The organism is Melioribacteraceae bacterium 4301-Me, assembly GCA_041538185.1.
Lineage (GTDB): Bacteria > Bacteroidota > Ignavibacteria > Ignavibacteriales > Melioribacteraceae > Pyranulibacter > Pyranulibacter aquaticus.
Map to the genome: position 1 here is coordinate 82411 of JBGORM010000001.1, position 16599 is coordinate 99009.

Below are 16599 nucleotides of genomic sequence, written 5' to 3' on the forward strand. Positions count from 1 at the left end.
TACACAAAATGGTTTATAATGTAACACTAAGAAGTATAAGCCAACGACAAACAATGGCTTATATATTGGAATTTGGCAAAAAAATTATTTTGTACAGTTATGTGTAATTTATTCACCTACCAATTGGCGTTTTTTTATTATATTCGAATTCAAAATTGTTGAGGTTTTCTTTTGAAAATGGAAAAAGTATTGGTTACTTCGGCTTTACCGTATGCAAATGGTAGAATTCATTTAGGGCATTTAAGTGGTGCATACCTGCCTGCGGATATTTATGTACGTTACAAAAGATTAAATGGCGACGATGTGATTTATATTTGTGGTTCGGATGAACATGGGGTCCCAATAACAATTACTGCTGACAAAGAAAAAGTGAGTCCAAAAGTAATAATTGACAGATATCATAATTTAAACAAAGAAGCATTTGAAAAATTTGGGATGAGCTTTGATATTTACTCAAGAACCAGCCTTCCTATTCATCATCAAACTGCACAAGATTTTTTTAATGCCTATTATGAACAAGGTTTACTTGTTGAAAAAAAGTCTAAACAATTCTATGATGAAAAAGCTAAAATGTTCTTGCCCGATAGATATGTAGAAGGTACATGTCCAAGATGCGGCTACGAAGAAGCGCGAAGTGATGAGTGTGAAAGATGCGGCTCACTTTATGAACCTTCTGAGTTACTAAATCCAAAAAGTAAAATTACAGGTGAAACTCCAATTCTAAAAGAAACTTCACATTGGTATTTCCCTCTTGGAAAATTTCAGAAGAGGTTAGAGAATTATGTTAAAGAAATGAATGAAAAATATGGCTGGAAAGAAAACGTTTTACAGTATTGTAATGGCTGGTTTAAAGAGGGACTTAAAGATAGGGCTTATACACGTGACCTTGACTGGGGTGTGAAAGTTCCATTAAAAAATGCTGAAGGGAAAGTGCTTTATGTATGGTTTGAAGCTGTTCTTGGTTACATTTCGGCTACAAAGGAACTATCGTTAAAAAAAGATGAACCTAATTTTTGGAGAAAATATTGGCAGGATCCTAATACAAAATATATTGCTTTTATTGGTAAAGATAACATTGTTTTTCATACAATAATTTTTCCTGCAATGTTAATGGCTTGGAACGATGTTAAACCTGATAAGTACGTGCTTCCTCAAAATGTTCCGGCAAATGAATTCTTGAATTTCGAAGGTAAAAAATTTTCTAAATCACGCGGCTGGGGGGTTGATGTATTAGAATTTTTAGATATTTTTCCGCCCGACCCGTTACGTTATGCTTTAGCGTCAAATTTGCCTGAAAATAAGGATACTGATTTTTACTGGAAAGAATTTCAATCTAGAAATAATAGTGAACTTGCTGATATACTTGGTAATTTTGTCAATCGTACATTTACTTTTGCTTACAAGCATTTTGAGGGAAAAGTACCTCCTCGAAAAAAATTAACAGCCATTGATTACGAAATGCTCAGCTTAGTTGAAAATTATCCTCTTAAAGTGTCTAATTTGATAGAAAAATTTAAAATCAAAGATGCAGTTTTTGAAATGATGAATCTCGCTAGGGCCGGGAATAAGTATTTTAACGATTCTGAACCTTGGTCTACTATTAAAAATGACCCTGATAAAGCATCTACAACAATTAATGTTTGTCTTAATTCAATTTACACTTTAGCAGAAATTTTTGAACCTGTTTTACCATTCACATCTAAGAAAATGTTTGATATGTTAAATGCAAAGCCTACTTTATGGATTGATTCGGGAAAGGAAAATTTAAAGGCTGGTCATAAACTTAACCAAGCCGTAATATTATTTAATAAAATAGAAGATAAACAAATTGACGAACAAATTTTTAAGCTAAATCAACTGGAGGGTATTAAAGTTACTGATGAAAAAGAAATTACAATCGATGATTTTAAGCGTGTAAAATTGAAAGTGGCTAAAATAATATATGCTGAAAAGGTTGAAAAAAGCACCAAGCTTTTACGTTTAGAGTTAGACCTTGGCACCGAAAAAAGACAAGTTGTTGCGGGAATCGCAAAAAGTTATTCAGCAGAAGAGCTGATTGGCAAGCAAGTATTAATTGTGGCTAATTTAAAACCTGCAAAATTGTTTGGTTTAGAGTCTCAAGGTATGATACTTGCTTTAGATACTGACCAAAATGAAAAAGTAAAAATTATTGAAATAGATTCTTCTATTGCACCTGGAACAATAGCTAAATAAAAAATAAATTCTTCACAAAGGATTACTTGACGAATTCAGAATTAAAATATCTTAATTCATTTTATATTAAGAGAATCCTCATTTAACAAAAAAATATGGAGGTTTTCTTCCCAATGCGAAATGGTAAATACTTATTTTTTGCTTTTTTACTGTCGTTAATTTTTACTTCATGTGCAACCGAAAACTCTAAAATAATTGTTGCACGTTTCGACGATGATTTTATAACTGCCGGAGAACTTAAGGAAGCATACCTTAAAAATAATTCAGGCGATACAACCTTATCCATCGACTCATTAAATGCATTGGATAACTTTTTAAACCTTTATCTCAACTATAGAATGAAATTAAGAGATGCCTTTGTTAGAGGTTATACTAAAGATAAAGATTTACAAGATGAAATAGATAATTACAAGTTCAATGTTGGTAAGACTTTGTTCTTGGAAGATAAATTTTATGAGCCAAATCTTCGTAAAATGTATGAGCGAAGGAAGTGGGAGTTTCGAGTTAGCCACATTTTTATAAGAATTGATTCCGCTCACAACGAAAAACAAGCATATCAACTTGCAAAAAGCTTAATTGATTCTATCAAGAACGGTGCTGATTTTCGAGTTTTATGCAAAAAGTACTCGGATGATTCCTCTACTAAAAATAACGGCGGTGATGTTTACTACGTTACTTCAGGTATGATTACAAACCCTGTTCTCGAAAATGCAGTCTACTCTACGCCAGTAGGAGAAGTTTACCCTGAGCCTATAAAAACACTTTATGGCTATCATATAATTAAAATAACTGATAAAGTAAAAAGAATTGAATCAGTTAGAGCTTCTCATATATTAATTGCATTTGCTGATTCTTCTGGTAAAACAGACACTGCTGAAGCTTTGAAAAAAGCTGAAGCTATTAGAGATAGTTTGCTTAATGGTGCTGACTTTGGGGATATGGCTAAGAAATATTCTTTTGATAAAGTCACAGCTAAAAAGGGCGGTGATTTAGGATACTTTTCAAGAGGCAGAATGGTAATTCCTTTTGATGAAATGGCTTTTAAACTAAAAGTAGGTGAAATCTCGCCAATCGTAAAAACGAATTTCGGTTTCCATATTATTAAAGTAACAGACAGAAAACCAATTCCATCGTTTGAAGAAAGCAGAGATGAACTAAAAAATTTGTTTCAGAGAACTTTGTATCAGACTGAATTTGACAAGCTGAGAGATTCGTTGTCAAAACAATTTGACTATCAACAATTTCAGAATAACATTGGAATGCTCCTTTCTAATTTCGATACCCTTAAAGTAGGAGTTAATTATGATACGAGCACTTTTAAACAAAAATACGGTAACACCCCAATTTTTAGTGTCTCAAATAAAAATTATAATCTTGACAGCTTAATCAACTGGATGTCTAAAAACGGTTATAACAATCAGAGACTATCAAACAAAAATGTATTTGATAATGGAATAAGACAGTATTCTAACGAAATACTCATAAAACAAAGAATAATGAATTATGATAAAGAAGACCCCAAATTTGCACAATTAATGAAAGACTATGCTAAAGGTGTTTATCTTTTCAAAATACTTGAAGAAGAGGTATGGAACAAAATAAAGATTGATACAAATAAAATTTTGCAAATGTTTGATTCTACACGTAATAAATATTGGACTAACGACCGTGTGAAGTATTTGTTTGTCTCAGCTTTAAATGATTCCGTTATTAATAACTATAAAAACCTGTTAAAAAGTGGGTATAGTTTTGATACTCTTGTAGTAGATACAAATCCATTAAAAGCTAAAGCGCTGAATGCAGAATTTAAAGATGTAAACAATAACGAGGTTGCTAAGGTTGCATTCGAATTAAAGAACCCAGGTGATATTTCAGAGCCATTCAAATATAAAAATACTTGGTATATAGTTAAACTTATTGAAAAACAACCTAAAAGATTGAAAACTTTTGAGGAGGCTAAACCAGAATTAATTAGTTTGTATCAGGATAAGGAAAGCAAACGTTTAGAAAATGAGTATGTAAATAGATTAAAAAAATTGTACCACCCAGAAATTTACTATGAGAAACTTAAAGAAGCTTTATTCCAAAACAAATAATATCTTTTTGCTGCTGCTTTTTCTAATTATTTTTAACGCTTGCGCTAAAGAGAAAAAAGCAGAAAAGTATTATGCTAAGGTTGGGAATGAGTATTTAACCGAAGATATGTTAAAGGATTTTATTTCTTCTGAACGTTATAAAAATTTATATAAATCTGAGATTATTAGAAGATGGATAGAAAATGAGGTGCTTTATCAAGAAGCTGTTAAAAAGGGCATTGAGAAGGATAAGGAATATAAAAAGTTGGTTGACCGAGCATCAAGAGAACTTGCAATTGCTTTGCTAAAAAAAGAAATAATCCAAGAAGTTAAAAATTCATTTTCTAGTTCAGAGCTTGAACAGTTTTATGAAAAATACAAAGAAGATTTTAGATTGCAAGATGAAGCATACAAGTTGAACATTATTACTTTCAATAACGAAGATAGTGCAATTAAATTTAGAACACTATTGCTGGAAAGTGATTGGGATAGAATTTTGCCTGCATATAAAAATGATTCAACCGTAGTTAATTTAGAAACTCGTAAGTTCGTTTATAGCCACGATGTATATCCAGTTAGTATTTTAAGGATTTTACAAGATATGCTTCCTTTAGAAGTAAGTGTAGTTATACCAGAGGAACACTCTTCCTTTACAGTTGTTCAACTTATCGAAAAATACCCTAAAAATTTTTTACCAAGCTTTGAAAGTATAAAAAATGTTGTGGAAGAAAGGTATTTGGCTTTTAAGCAGAAAGAACACTTAGAAAAATACATAAGTGATTTAATTGGCAATTATAAGACGGAAATAGAATGGTACACAGAGTAAAAAAAATATTTTTTTTCTTCTTGGTTTTTATTGCCTGCACAATAGAAGCACAAGAGGTTTTAGATAAAATTGTAGCAGTTGTAGATAAAGATATAATTTTAAAATCTGAACTTGATTTTAGAGTAAATATAGAAGCTGCACAAAAAAATCTTAATCCTAACGACACAACACTAAGGAAGCAAGTCTTAAACCAACTTATTGAAGAAAAGCTATTGTATGCACAGGCGGAATTGGACTCAATTAATGTAACGGACGACCAGGTAAAACAACAGCTTGATTATCAAATGAATTATTTTATTCAACAATATGGTTCGAGGGAAAGATTAGAACAAGCTTATGGTATGTCAATAGAGAAATTAAAGCGTTCACTTGAAGATGATGTACGTAAAAATTTGATGGCACAAATGCTGCAACAAAAAAAATTTGGCGATGTAACAGTATCAAGAAAAGAGGTGGAGGATTTTTATGATACTTTTAAAGATTCACTTGGCTTAATACCGGAAAGGTTTACTATTGCTCATATATTTATCAATCCTAAATCCGGCGAACGCGTTAGAAATAAAGCAAAAAATTTCGCTGAATCTTTATTGGATTCACTTAAACATGGGGCAGATTTTGCTGAATTAGCTAAGAAATACTCAGATGACCCCGGTAGCGCAAGTCAAGGTGGCGACTTGGGTTTTGTAAAACGTGGTGTTTTTTATCCTGAATTTGAAGCTGTTGCTTTTTCTCTTGCACCAAAACAAACATCAGATGTTATTGAATCTCCTGTTGGTTTTCATATCATTCAGTTGTTAGAAAGACGCGGCGATGAAATTCATGTCCGCCATATTTTAATAAAAATTAAAAGCGATGAAAAAGCTGATTTGGCAGCTATTGACCTTTTAAACGACATCAGAGATAGCGTATTAAGCGGTAAAAATTCTTTTGCATACTATGCAAAAAAATACAGCGATGATAAGGAAACAGCTAAGAATGGTGGACTTTTAGGCACCTTCGAAGAAAATCAATTGGATAAGTCTCTTTTAGATATTGTCTATAAATTAAAAGATGGAGAAATAAGTTTTCCTAAAAGATTAGATGTTAACAAATCTACTTATGGTTACCATATTGTTCAGTTAATTAAAAGAACCCCGCAGCACAAAGCTAACTTAGATACAGATTACGATGAACTTAAGAGGCTGGCAGAATATTACAAAAAGCAAAAATTGTATAAGGAGTGGATGGCTGAACTGAAAGATAAAATTTATTGGGAAATAAAAGCATAAGGAAAAATAGTGGAACAAATAAAACTTGCTGCAAACGACTTAGAAGGAGTTGATAGATTAAACGATGCCGTAAAAAAAATAAAAGAAGAGATAGGCAAAGTTATAATTGGACAGCACCAAATTATTAACGATTTGCTTGTTAGTCTTTTAGCTCGTGGTCATTGCCTGCTTGTGGGTGTCCCCGGTTTAGCTAAAACTTTGTTGATTAAAACACTTGCCGAAGTTTTTGATCTTACCTTTAATAGAATTCAATTCACCCCAGATTTAATGCCAGGCGATATAACAGGGACTGAAATTATTGATGAGGACCAAATCACAAAAAGAAGGTATTTCAAATTTGTAAAAGGTCCAATTTTTGCAAATATTATTTTAGCCGATGAAATCAATAGAACGCCACCTAAAACTCAAGCCGCACTTTTAGAGGCAATGCAGGAATATAAAGTTACTGCCGCAGGGGAAATATACAAGCTCGAAGAACCATTTTTTGTGTTAGCCACCCAAAATCCTATTGAACAAGAAGGAACCTATCCCTTACCAGAAGCACAGTTGGATAGATTTATGTTTAATCTCTGGTTAGATTATCCTTCAATTGATGAAGAAGTTCAAATTATTAAATCGACTACAAGTGATTATAATCCCAAGTTAAATAAAATCTTAACTAAAGAAGAATTGTTTTACTTCCAAAGTTTAATAAGAAAAGTACCAGTCGCAGATAATGTTATTCAATTTGCAGTAAATTTAGTAAACTCAACACGACCAGGTCGAAATTCTAAAAAAGCAACTATTAGTGAATTGATAAGTTGGGGCGCCGGACCGCGTGCTTCTCAATATTTAATTCTCGCTGCAAAGACAAAAGCTGTTATGGAAGGTAGATTCACTCCTTCGATTGACGATGTTAAACAGTTTTTGGTACCAGTACTTCGACACCGAATAATACCAAGCTTCAACGCCGAAGCCGATGGAATTAACTCTGTAGACATAATCAATAAATTATCTGAAAATTAATTCTATTCAAAGTAAGGAGGCGGTTATCGAAACTAAAGATTTATTCTTATGGGTATTTATTTTCTTTCCTTTGATTGCTTTTTTCTCTTCATGTAATAAAAAAGAAGAACCATCGTTACAACTCAATACAGAAAAACATAAAATTAGTCCTTTTGGTTTTGTTGCAGATTCGTTAGAAGAAGAACGCGGTGTAATTGGTAATAATGAAACTTTAACGGATATTCTCCTTCCTTATGGTGTTCCTTATGAAAAAATTTATCAAATTGCACAGAAATCAAAAGATGTTTTTTATGTGAGAAAATTTAAAACTGGTGATAATTATGTTATTTATAAGACTAACGATACAATTCCGGAAGTAAAATACTTTATCTACGAAAAGGATATAGTAAATTATGTAGTGTTTGATCTTAGTGACCCAATAAAAATCTACGAGGGCAAAAAGAGAACCGAAGTTAAGGAAATGTTTGCTGATGGCGTAATTAATAGTTCTTTATATGAGACTTTTGAGAATAATAATCTTGATATCAATTTAGCGCTTAAGCTTGCCGATGTATTTGCATGGCAGATTGATTTTTATAGGATTCAAAAGGGTGATAAGTTTAAAGTCTTCTATGAAGAAGAGTATTTAAATAATGAACCAATAGGAGTAGGTAAAATTATAGCTGCAGAATTTTCTGCGAATAATCAAAATTATTTTGCTTTTAGATTTGAACAAAATGGTTCCGACGTTTACTTCGATGAAAAAGGTAATAGCCTTCGCAAAGCTTTTCTTAAAGCGCCGTTAAAATTTAGCAGAATTACATCTCGTTATTCATTAAAAAGATACCACCCAATATTGCATCGTGAAAAAGCGCATTTAGGCACAGATTATGCCGCACCCACTGGAACTCCAATACTAAGTGTAGGGGATGGTATAGTTACAGAAGCAACTTACAAGGCTTACAATGGTAATTATGTTAAGATTAGGCACAATTCAACTTATTCTACCCAATATTTGCACATGTCAAAAATTGCTAAAGGAATTAAACCAGGAGTTCGTGTAAAACAGGGACAGGTGATTGGTTATGTTGGCAGTACAGGTCTGGCTACAGGTCCCCATGTTTGTTTTAGATTTTGGAAAAACGGCAGACAAGTAGATCCATTTCGCGAAAAAATTCCGCCTTCAAAGCCAATTGACCCTAAAAACAGAGAGGCATTTTTTACTTTAAGAGATGAATTATTGAAAAAGCTTAATTCAGCATCTAATCAAAATGATTCGACATATGCTATGAGAAAAGGCAGCAATGAAAATAATATTCAATAACCTCAAATTATTCATACTGTTTGCAAAAAGTGAGCTTATTTACTTCAAGCTGGCTTTCCTACGCGTGAGTTACAAAACTCTATAGTCATTATTTGACCCGTGCTTTTGTTTGTAATAAAGAAAATTTATAATCAGAAAATAATTTTTGTTTTTACAAGAAAGTTATTGCGTTTTTTATCAAGCGACCGAAATATCTCTACCACAAATTCATTGTGTTATAATTGCGACCGAAAGGAATGAGTGAAACAATCTTCAACAAAGAGATAATAAGATGAATTTTTTTTGGTTATAGCGGAAAGAGCAGCAGTGAAATAAAGAGAAGCGCTTGTAAAAAGAAAGAATGTAGACCGATGACAAGTGAAGGTGAATATATAATTTCCTAATGCACTGTTTGGTATAAAAAGAATTTACCGGAAAGCTTTTTGTATTAGTTCTTGTTGTGATTTTAAGTATTGCTTTGTTGAGCCTGGTGCTGGGCTGGGGCTTTCGGGTCTGCCTACATATTTAATCTTTTTTATGTCAATGCCTAATTCTAAGAATTTGATGTAGATGAAATTCCAAGCGCCCATATTTTGTGGTTCCTCTTGCACCCATTTTATTTTTTCTGCATTAGGATATATTTCTAAAATTGATTTAATTTCATTTTGAGGGAATGGGTAATATTGCTCAATTCGTATAATTGCAGTATCAATATTTTTCATTAAGTCTCGTTCAGAAATTAATTCATAATATATTTTCCCGCTTGTGAAAATTAAGTTTTTAATTTTACTTTTATCTTTAATTGAAGCATCATCTATAACTTCCCAAAATTTTCCTGAGGTAAAATCATTAATTGATGATCGAGCTGCGGGTAGTCTTAAAAGACTTTTGGGGGTTAGAATAACTAATGGTCTTTCAATTTTTTGAAGAACATGCCGTCTTAATAAATGGAAATATTGTGCTGGTGTTGTGGGGTTGCATACAAACATATTATTTTCAGCGCAAAGTATTAAGAATCGTTCTAACCGAGCACTACTGTGTTCAGGTCCTTGACCCTCTTGTCCATGTGGCAATAAAAGTACAATATTATTGGGGAGCTGCCACTTTGTAAACGAACTGCAAATAAAATTATCGATTACAGGTTGGGCTCCATTAGCAAAATCTCCGAACTGAGCTTCCCAAATTACCAGTGAAAGCGGGTCGGCAACACTATATCCAAATTCAAAACCTAATACAGCAGCTTCTGAGAGCAGACTATCTAACGGTTCAAGTTTAGCTTGCCCTTCTGAGATTGAATTGTGTGGTATGATTTCTTCGCCTGTATTCATGTCTGTTAAAATTAAATGTCTTTGACTAAATGTACCTCTTGCACTGTCCTGTCCACTTAATCGGATTGGCCTTCCTTCAATTAACAATGTACCAAAAGCAAGTGATTCTGCAAAAGCCCAGTCAATTCTTGCATTGCCAGTCAACAATTCTTTACGCTTGTCGATATGCTTTTTAAGCTTTGGGTTTAAGGTAAAGTTTTCGGGGAACTTTGTAATTCCTTTAACTACAGCAGCCAGCATTTCAAAAGGTACTTTTGTTCCTGTTTTAACTGGTACTGATTGGTAAAACTCATAATCATAAGCTAAAGGTCTATCTGGGGTAAATTTAATTCCGTTCATTTTTGTCGATTTTAACGCTCTCTCTAAAATTTCCCAAATTTCTTTATCCAACTTTTCAATTTCACTTTCGGTAATAATTGATTTACTAATTAGCTTTTTGCTGTAAATTTCTTTCACAGAAGGATGCTCTTTTATAATGCGGTACATAATTGGCTGAGTATAGACAGGGTCGTCACCCTCGTTGTGACCATGTCTTCTATATCCAATTAAATCAATTACAATATCTTTATGAAATTTCTGGCGATACTCGAAAGCGAGCTTAGCAATCCAAAGGGCAGCTTCCGGGTCATCACCATTAACATGGAATATTGGCGATTGAACCATTTTAGCAACATCTGTAGCATATGGCGATGACCTTGCTTCTTCTGGGGTGGTAGTAAATCCAATCTGATTGTTAATAATTATGTGAATTGTTCCGCCAGTTCTATAACCCTTCAATTGTGAGAGGTTTAGCGTTTCAGCAACAATTCCTTGTCCAGCAAAAGCTGCATCGCCGTGAATTAGAATTGGTATATATTTATTTCTTTCAAAATCATTGTTTCTTGTCTGTTTTGCTCTAACTATTCCTTCAACAACAGGGTTGACCCATTCAAGGTGGCTGGGATTTGATGCAACTGAAACTTTTATTTTTTTACCAGACATTGTTAAATATTTGCCCGAAGCTCCCAGATGATACTTTACGTCACCAGTTCCCTGCGGAGCGTCCGGGTCAATATCTTCTTCAAATTCCGAAAAAATTTTCTCATAACTTTTACCGATTATATTTGATAAAACATTAAGTCTACCTCGATGTGCCATGCCGAGGAATATTTCCTTAACGTCATTTTGTGCTGCTTCATTTAAAATCATGTCCAAAACTGGAATTAAAGTTTCAGAGCCTTCGAGTGAAAACCTTTTATGTCCAACAAACTTTGTATGCAGAAAATGTTCAAATCCTTCAGCGATAACAAGTTTGTTCAGTATTCTCTTTTTCCATTCATCTGAGAAATTAAATTTATTTAGTATTGGTTCCATTTTCGTTTGCAGCCATGCCTTTTCGTCGTGATTTTGGATGTGCATGTATTCTATGCCTATTTTATCACAGTAGGTCTGGTGCAGCACATCTAAGATTTGACGAAGAGTGCCGGTCTCCATGCCTTGTAACCCGCCAGTAATAAATGGGCGGTCGTAATCCCAAATGGTAAATCCGTAATTGGTAGGGTCTAGTTCTTCATGATAGGCAATTTTATGTTCAAGTGGATTTAAATCAGCAATTAAATGGCCGCGAACTCTGTACATATTAATTAATTGTAGGATTCTTGCTTGCTTTTCTATTTGTTCTTTATGTTCAATTTCGCCAAACCCTAGGCTTGTAGTGTCAACGCCCCAGCCTACCGGTTTCTGTGGAATGTTCAAGTCAGTAAAAATTGATTCATAAAATTGTTCTTCACCTAATAGGTATTTGTCAATTTGTGCAAGAAATTCACCGGAAACTGCACCTTGAATAATTCTATGGTCGTATGTGCTTGTAATATTCATAACTTTGCCTATACCTAAAGATGCTAAAGCTGTTTTAGACATTGCTTTAAATTCAGCTGGATAATCAATAGCGCCAATTGCAACAATACAGCCTTGCCCTGTCATTAGTCTTGGAGTAGAAGAAACCGTACCAATTCCGCCCGGGTTCGTTAAAGTAATTGTTGTTCCTTGGAAGTCTGAGGGTTCTAATCTAGAATTTTTAGCTTTGTCTATTATTTCATTATAAGCATCAAAAAATTGCTTGAAGTTCATTTGTCCAGCATGTTTAATATTAGGTACAATTAAAGAGCGTGTACCATCTTTTCTTTCTATATCGACAGCGATTCCTAAGTTAACATAAGGTTTGTTAATTATGTAAGGTTTTTCGTTAATATAAGCAAACGATTTGTTCATGGCGGGGAACTTTTTTACAGCCTTAACAATTGCGTAAGCAACTAAATGAGTGAAAGAGACTTTCCCAGCGTTTATTTTGCTTAAGTGTTGATTAATAATAAGTCTATTTTCTTCTAAAAGTTTAACAGAAACAGTGCGAAGTGAAGTGGCAGTTGGAATGCCTAAACTGTTGTTCATATTTTCTATAATTTTTGCACCAATTCCTGTGATAAGCTGTGGTTCATCTTCAGGGGAAATTTCAAATGAATTTGAGATAGCTAAAATTTTTTTATCTGATTTTTTGTATGGCTCTTTTGAAACTTTTTCTTCTTGACTTCTTTCTGAGCCGTTTTCAGTCAACTTGTCAAAATACTCTCTCCAATGCTCTGAAACTGAATTTTTGTCGTGGAAATATTTGTCTAATAAATCAGCTACAAAGCCAAAGTTATATCCAAAATGAGCAAATAATTCTTTATGATAACTTGATGTGTCTTGCTTTTTCATTTTACCTGTTCATTGAAATTTATTATCTGTTACAAAGTTATAAAGTTGTAGAACCAAATTAAAGATATTTTGTCTTCATTATAACTATTTTTGCAATTACAGTTTACAATCTACAATAAAACATTTTATAATGAAGTTTGAGATTGTCAATTTGCAATAGAGAATTTTCTGTTTCGGCAGACGGTTTTCACTCATTATGTTAGTTTGCAATACAATTTTTAATTTATGCAGCGGACTCTTTCGATAAAGTAGCAAATAAAAAACTATTTTTTTGTTGTCTCTAATTATAAAATGCTGCATTATGATTTAAGAATATTTAAAAATATTTTTATAATAGAAAATTTGTTTAGTTTACATGTGCATAACGTTTTTGAATAATTAAACAAATAACGCAAAAGAATATTAGTGTTTTTAAGATACCTATTGACAAAAAATAAATTTTCTATTTGCTCGTTGCAGTAAACTGGCTGGCTTAGTTGATTTGGTAGAATTTATTTTTTAAGTTCGCAAAAATTTTTTTTATTAATAAAGGTACGAAAATGAAAGCCGAGTGCCCAATTTGTGCTGCCAATATAGAGTTAGCTGCTGATACTGTAATAGGGGAATTACTAGAATGCCCTGATTGTGGGACAGAACTTGAAGTTGTTGAAGTAAATCCTCCCAAACTTGCCGAAGCTCCAAAAGAAGAAGAAGACTGGGGAGAATAAAATTTGGTATCGGTACTTGACTCAACTTTAAGGGAAGGTGAACAAACCCCTGGTGTTTATTTTGATAAACACATCAAGTTAGCAATTGCAAATCTTTTAGATGAAGTGGGTGTAGATATTATTGAAGCTGGACACCCAATGGTTACAACTGAAATTAAAGAAGCAGTCGAATCAATAGCAAAAAAAGGGTATAAGGCAATAGTAGGTGCTCATTCACGTTCATTAAAAAGTGATGTAGATTTAGCATTAGAGTGCGGCGTTGGTTTTATTGGCATTTTTTATTGTGTGTCAGAAGAAAGATTGTCAAATGTTTTTAAGAAAGATTTGCCAAGCGCAATTCAACAGATTACGGACGTTATTAATTACGCTAAAACTCAAAAACCAAATATCTTGATCCGATATACCCCTGAGGATACAGTCCGCTCACAATTTGAGAATGTTGTAACTGCTGCCTCTGCAGCTGTTGAAGCTGGCGCGGATATAATTAGCGTTGCAGATACCACTGGTTATATGGTGCCAGGCACTAGTAGAAGTATGTATGATTATGTATCTCGACTCAAGGATGAACTAAATAAAAAAGGATTAAACCCAAAAATAGCAGTTCATTGCCATAACGACCGTGGTTTTGCATTAGCAAACGCGCTTGACGCTTATAGAGCTGGTGCAGAAATAATAGATGCCTCTGTATTGGGATTAGGCGAAAGAGCCGGTATAGTTGATTTAGCAGAGTTGCTTGTAGTTCTTACTGCTGACTTTGGTGAAAGTAAATGGAATTTATTGAAACTGAACGAATTATATCATTTGGTAAGTAAACATTCAGGGGTCCCAATTCCTGCTAATTATCCTATTATGGGTGCTAATGCTTTTACTCATTGTGCTGGTGTACACACTCACGCTGCTTCTATTAATCCCATGCATTACGAAAGTTTAAGCCCAGATTTGGTTGGCAGAGAGAGGCATTTTGCACTAGACCACATGTCGGGCATTGCTTCTTTGAGGTATGCATTAAAATTAATTGGTGAAAATGAACTTGATGATGAACTGCAAGCAGATGTACTGAAGGAAGTGAAGTCTGTTGGTCAAAGAGGAAGAACAGTAGACCTTACCGAATTAAAGCATATCGTTGATTCCTGCAAACACAATAAAACCTTTAAGCAAATGAGCAAATAGTTTGCTCCTGTTTAGCTTAAAATAATTTATAAGTTAAAAACGAGGAGAAATAAAAAATGAAGATTGGGCTGCTTCATTCGTTAATAAGAAAAGATGAAAAATTTCTGCTTGACGAATTTGAAAAAATAAAGGGTGTTGAACTCGTAATGATTGATGACCGTAAAATTACCTTTAATTTGCTGGAAGACCATTTTAACCTAGATATAGTTGTTGAAAGGTGTATCAATCACTCACGTGCATTGCATGCACTTAAATTATTTGAAACTGCAGGAATTAAATGCGTTAACACCTCAAAGGTGGCAACTATATGTGGAGATAAATTATTGACATCTATTGCCCTTAAAGAGAACAATGTTCCTCAACCAGAAGTAAGGGTAGCTTTTACCGAAGAATCAGCATTAAATGCAATTGAAGAGATGGGATATCCAGTAGTACTTAAACCAGCTGTCGGTTCTTGGGGCAGATTGTTATCGAAAGTTAATGATAGAGACGCCGCTGAAGCAATCTTAGAACACAAAACTGTTCTTGGTTCATATCATCATTCCATTTTTTATATTCAAAAATATGTAGAAAAAAAGGGTAGAGATATTAGAAGTTTTGTTGTAGGTGATAAGTGTATAGCGGCTATTTACAGAACTTCATCCCATTGGATTACTAATACAGCAAGAGGTGGAATTGCTACAAATTGTCCCGTAACTGATGAACTAAATGATCTTTCTGTTAGAGCAGCAAAAGCTGTAGGAGGCGGTATTGTTGCAATCGATATTTTTGAAACTGAACAAGGCTTGATGGTTAACGAAGTCAATTATACGATGGAATATAAAAACAGTATAACCACCACAGGTGTCAATATTCCAAAATTTATGGCTGAATACGTAATAAAAGTAGCTGAGGACAGGTAATGGGAAAAATAAAAGTATCAATCGCTGGTGGCTCTGGATATACAGGCGGCGAACTGCTTAGATTATTATTATTCCATCCTAATGTTGAAATACAACAAGTTACGTCTGAAAGTTTTACGGGAAAATATGTTTATAAAGTACACCCGAATTTGCGTAAAACAACCCAGCTTAAATTTTCTTCCCTAAATGAATTAGAAAAATGCGATTTGTTATTTCTCTGTCTGCCGCATGGCAGTTCAATGCAGCGAATAAATGAATTTCAAAAAATCGCTCCTAAAATAATTGATTTAAGCGGTGATTTTAGATTGAAAGACCCTAATGATTATGTTAAATGGTATGGTCACTCACACTGTTGCCCAGAACTGCTAAAAGATTTTGTTTATGGAATTCCTGAATTACACAGAGAGGAAATGAAAAATTCTTATTTCATTTCGAGTGCTGGCTGCAATGCTACAACATCAATTTTAGGATTATATCCTTTATACAAAAATAAACTTGTGGAATTAGATAAAACAGTAATCGAAGTTAAAGTAGGATCAAGTGAAGGAGGTAATAAAGCTTCCGAAGCTTCTCATCATCCAGAACGAAGCGGTTCGGTTCGTTCTTATATGCCCACAAAACATAGACACATAGCTGAGATTTTACAAGAGCTAAGCTTTGGGCAAAAAATAAATATCCACTTTTCTGCAACTTCAATTGATATGGTGAGAGGAGTACTTGCTACGTGTCATGTTTTCCTCAAAGAAAATTTGGATGAAAAAGATATTTGGAAAGTTTATCGCCAAGAATATGCTGATGAGCCTTTTATTAGAATTGTTAAAGAAAATGAGGGCATTTACAGATTCCCTGAACCAAAACTTTTAATAGGTACAAACTATTGTGATATTGGTTTCAAAAAAGATGAATTCTCAAACCGTTTGGTTGTAATTGCATCAATTGATAATTTGATGAAAGGTGCAGCTGGACAAGCCTTGCAAGCATTTAATATAATGCATGGCTTCGATGAGACACTTGGTTTGGAGTTCCCCGGATTACATCCAATTTAATTGTGCTTGATAAGGATCAAAGGACTAATTTTTTTAATAAAAA

Annotated in this window: 11 protein-coding genes; 10 read left to right on the forward strand and 1 reads right to left on the reverse strand. The window is 33.5% G+C overall.

Going from position 1 to position 16599, the window contains the following annotated elements; all coding sequences use genetic code 11:
- The first annotated feature begins 177 nt into the window (after nt 1–177).
- The 6 genes from metG to ABRY23_00480 all read left to right on the forward strand — a co-directional run bounded on the left by metG (nt 178) and on the right by ABRY23_00480 (nt 8691).
- Nucleotides 178–2214, forward strand: a complete 2037-nt coding sequence (gene metG, locus ABRY23_00455; protein ID MFA3781516.1) for a methionine--tRNA ligase — start codon at nt 178–180, stop codon at nt 2212–2214.
- A gap of 113 nt (nt 2215–2327) precedes the next feature.
- Nucleotides 2328–4310, forward strand: coding sequence for a peptidylprolyl isomerase (locus ABRY23_00460; GenBank protein MFA3781517.1), 1983 nt, complete (start codon nt 2328–2330; stop codon nt 4308–4310).
- Nucleotides 4273–5115 carry a peptidyl-prolyl cis-trans isomerase gene (locus ABRY23_00465; GenBank protein MFA3781518.1) on the forward strand — a complete coding sequence of 281 codons (843 nt, stop codon included), beginning with the start codon at nt 4273–4275 and terminating at the stop codon, nt 5113–5115. Before ABRY23_00460 ends, ABRY23_00465 begins: the two co-directional genes overlap by 38 nt.
- Nucleotides 5100–6383 carry a peptidylprolyl isomerase gene (locus ABRY23_00470; GenBank protein ID MFA3781519.1) on the forward strand — a complete coding sequence of 428 codons (1284 nt, stop codon included), beginning with the start codon at nt 5100–5102 and terminating at the stop codon, nt 6381–6383. Before ABRY23_00465 ends, ABRY23_00470 begins: the two co-directional genes overlap by 16 nt.
- A gap of 18 nt (nt 6384–6401) precedes the next feature.
- Nucleotides 6402–7388: an AAA family ATPase gene (locus ABRY23_00475; protein ID MFA3781520.1), complete on the forward strand. Its 987-nt coding sequence runs from the start codon at nt 6402–6404 to the stop codon at nt 7386–7388.
- 70 nt (nt 7389–7458) lie between these two features.
- Complete coding sequence (locus ABRY23_00480; GenBank protein MFA3781521.1) at nt 7459–8691, forward strand: peptidoglycan DD-metalloendopeptidase family protein; 1233 nt, start codon at nt 7459–7461, stop codon at nt 8689–8691.
- 407 nt (nt 8692–9098) lie between these two features.
- On the opposite strand, the gene ABRY23_00485 is transcribed toward ABRY23_00480, so the two are convergent.
- A complete protein-coding gene (locus ABRY23_00485; GenBank protein MFA3781522.1) occupies nt 9099–12731 on the reverse strand; it encodes a multifunctional oxoglutarate decarboxylase/oxoglutarate dehydrogenase thiamine pyrophosphate-binding subunit/dihydrolipoyllysine-residue succinyltransferase subunit in 3633 nt (1210 codons plus the stop codon).
- 539 nt (nt 12732–13270) lie between these two features.
- Here ABRY23_00485 and lysW point away from each other — a divergent pair.
- Genes lysW through argC form a run of 4 tightly spaced genes read left to right on the forward strand, consistent with a single transcriptional unit; the run spans nt 13271 to nt 16556 of the window.
- Nucleotides 13271–13438, forward strand: a complete 168-nt coding sequence (gene lysW / locus ABRY23_00490) for a lysine biosynthesis protein LysW (protein MFA3781523.1) — start codon at nt 13271–13273, stop codon at nt 13436–13438.
- A 3-nt stretch (nt 13439–13441) separates the two neighbouring features.
- Nucleotides 13442–14608, forward strand: a complete 1167-nt coding sequence (locus ABRY23_00495) for a 2-isopropylmalate synthase (GenBank protein ID MFA3781524.1) — start codon at nt 13442–13444, stop codon at nt 14606–14608.
- A gap of 56 nt (nt 14609–14664) precedes the next feature.
- Nucleotides 14665–15510, forward strand: a complete 846-nt coding sequence (gene lysX, locus ABRY23_00500) for a lysine biosynthesis protein LysX (protein ID MFA3781525.1) — start codon at nt 14665–14667, stop codon at nt 15508–15510.
- Nucleotides 15510–16556 carry an N-acetyl-gamma-glutamyl-phosphate reductase gene (gene argC, locus ABRY23_00505; protein ID MFA3781526.1) on the forward strand — a complete coding sequence of 349 codons (1047 nt, stop codon included), beginning with the start codon at nt 15510–15512 and terminating at the stop codon, nt 16554–16556. The genes lysX and argC overlap by 1 nt, the downstream gene beginning before the upstream one ends.
- Nucleotides 16557–16599 lie beyond the last annotated feature (43 nt).

Coding starts and splice junctions, on each gene's coding strand:
- ABRY23_00460 (MFA3781517.1), top strand. CDS start 2,328: ATGCGAAATGGTAAATACTTATTTTTTGCTTTTTTACTGTCGTTAATT.
- ABRY23_00470 (MFA3781519.1), top strand. CDS start 5,100: ATGGTACACAGAGTAAAAAAAATATTTTTTTTCTTCTTGGTTTTTATT.
- lysX (MFA3781525.1), top strand. CDS start 14,665: ATGAAGATTGGGCTGCTTCATTCGTTAATAAGAAAAGATGAAAAATTT.
- lysW (MFA3781523.1), top strand. CDS start 13,271: ATGAAAGCCGAGTGCCCAATTTGTGCTGCCAATATAGAGTTAGCTGCT.
- metG (MFA3781516.1), top strand. CDS start 178: ATGGAAAAAGTATTGGTTACTTCGGCTTTACCGTATGCAAATGGTAGA.
- ABRY23_00485 (MFA3781522.1), bottom strand. CDS start 12,731: ATGAAAAAGCAAGACACATCAAGTTATCATAAAGAATTATTTGCTCAT.
- argC (MFA3781526.1), top strand. CDS start 15,510: ATGGGAAAAATAAAAGTATCAATCGCTGGTGGCTCTGGATATACAGGC.
- ABRY23_00465 (MFA3781518.1), top strand. CDS start 4,273: ATGAGAAACTTAAAGAAGCTTTATTCCAAAACAAATAATATCTTTTTG.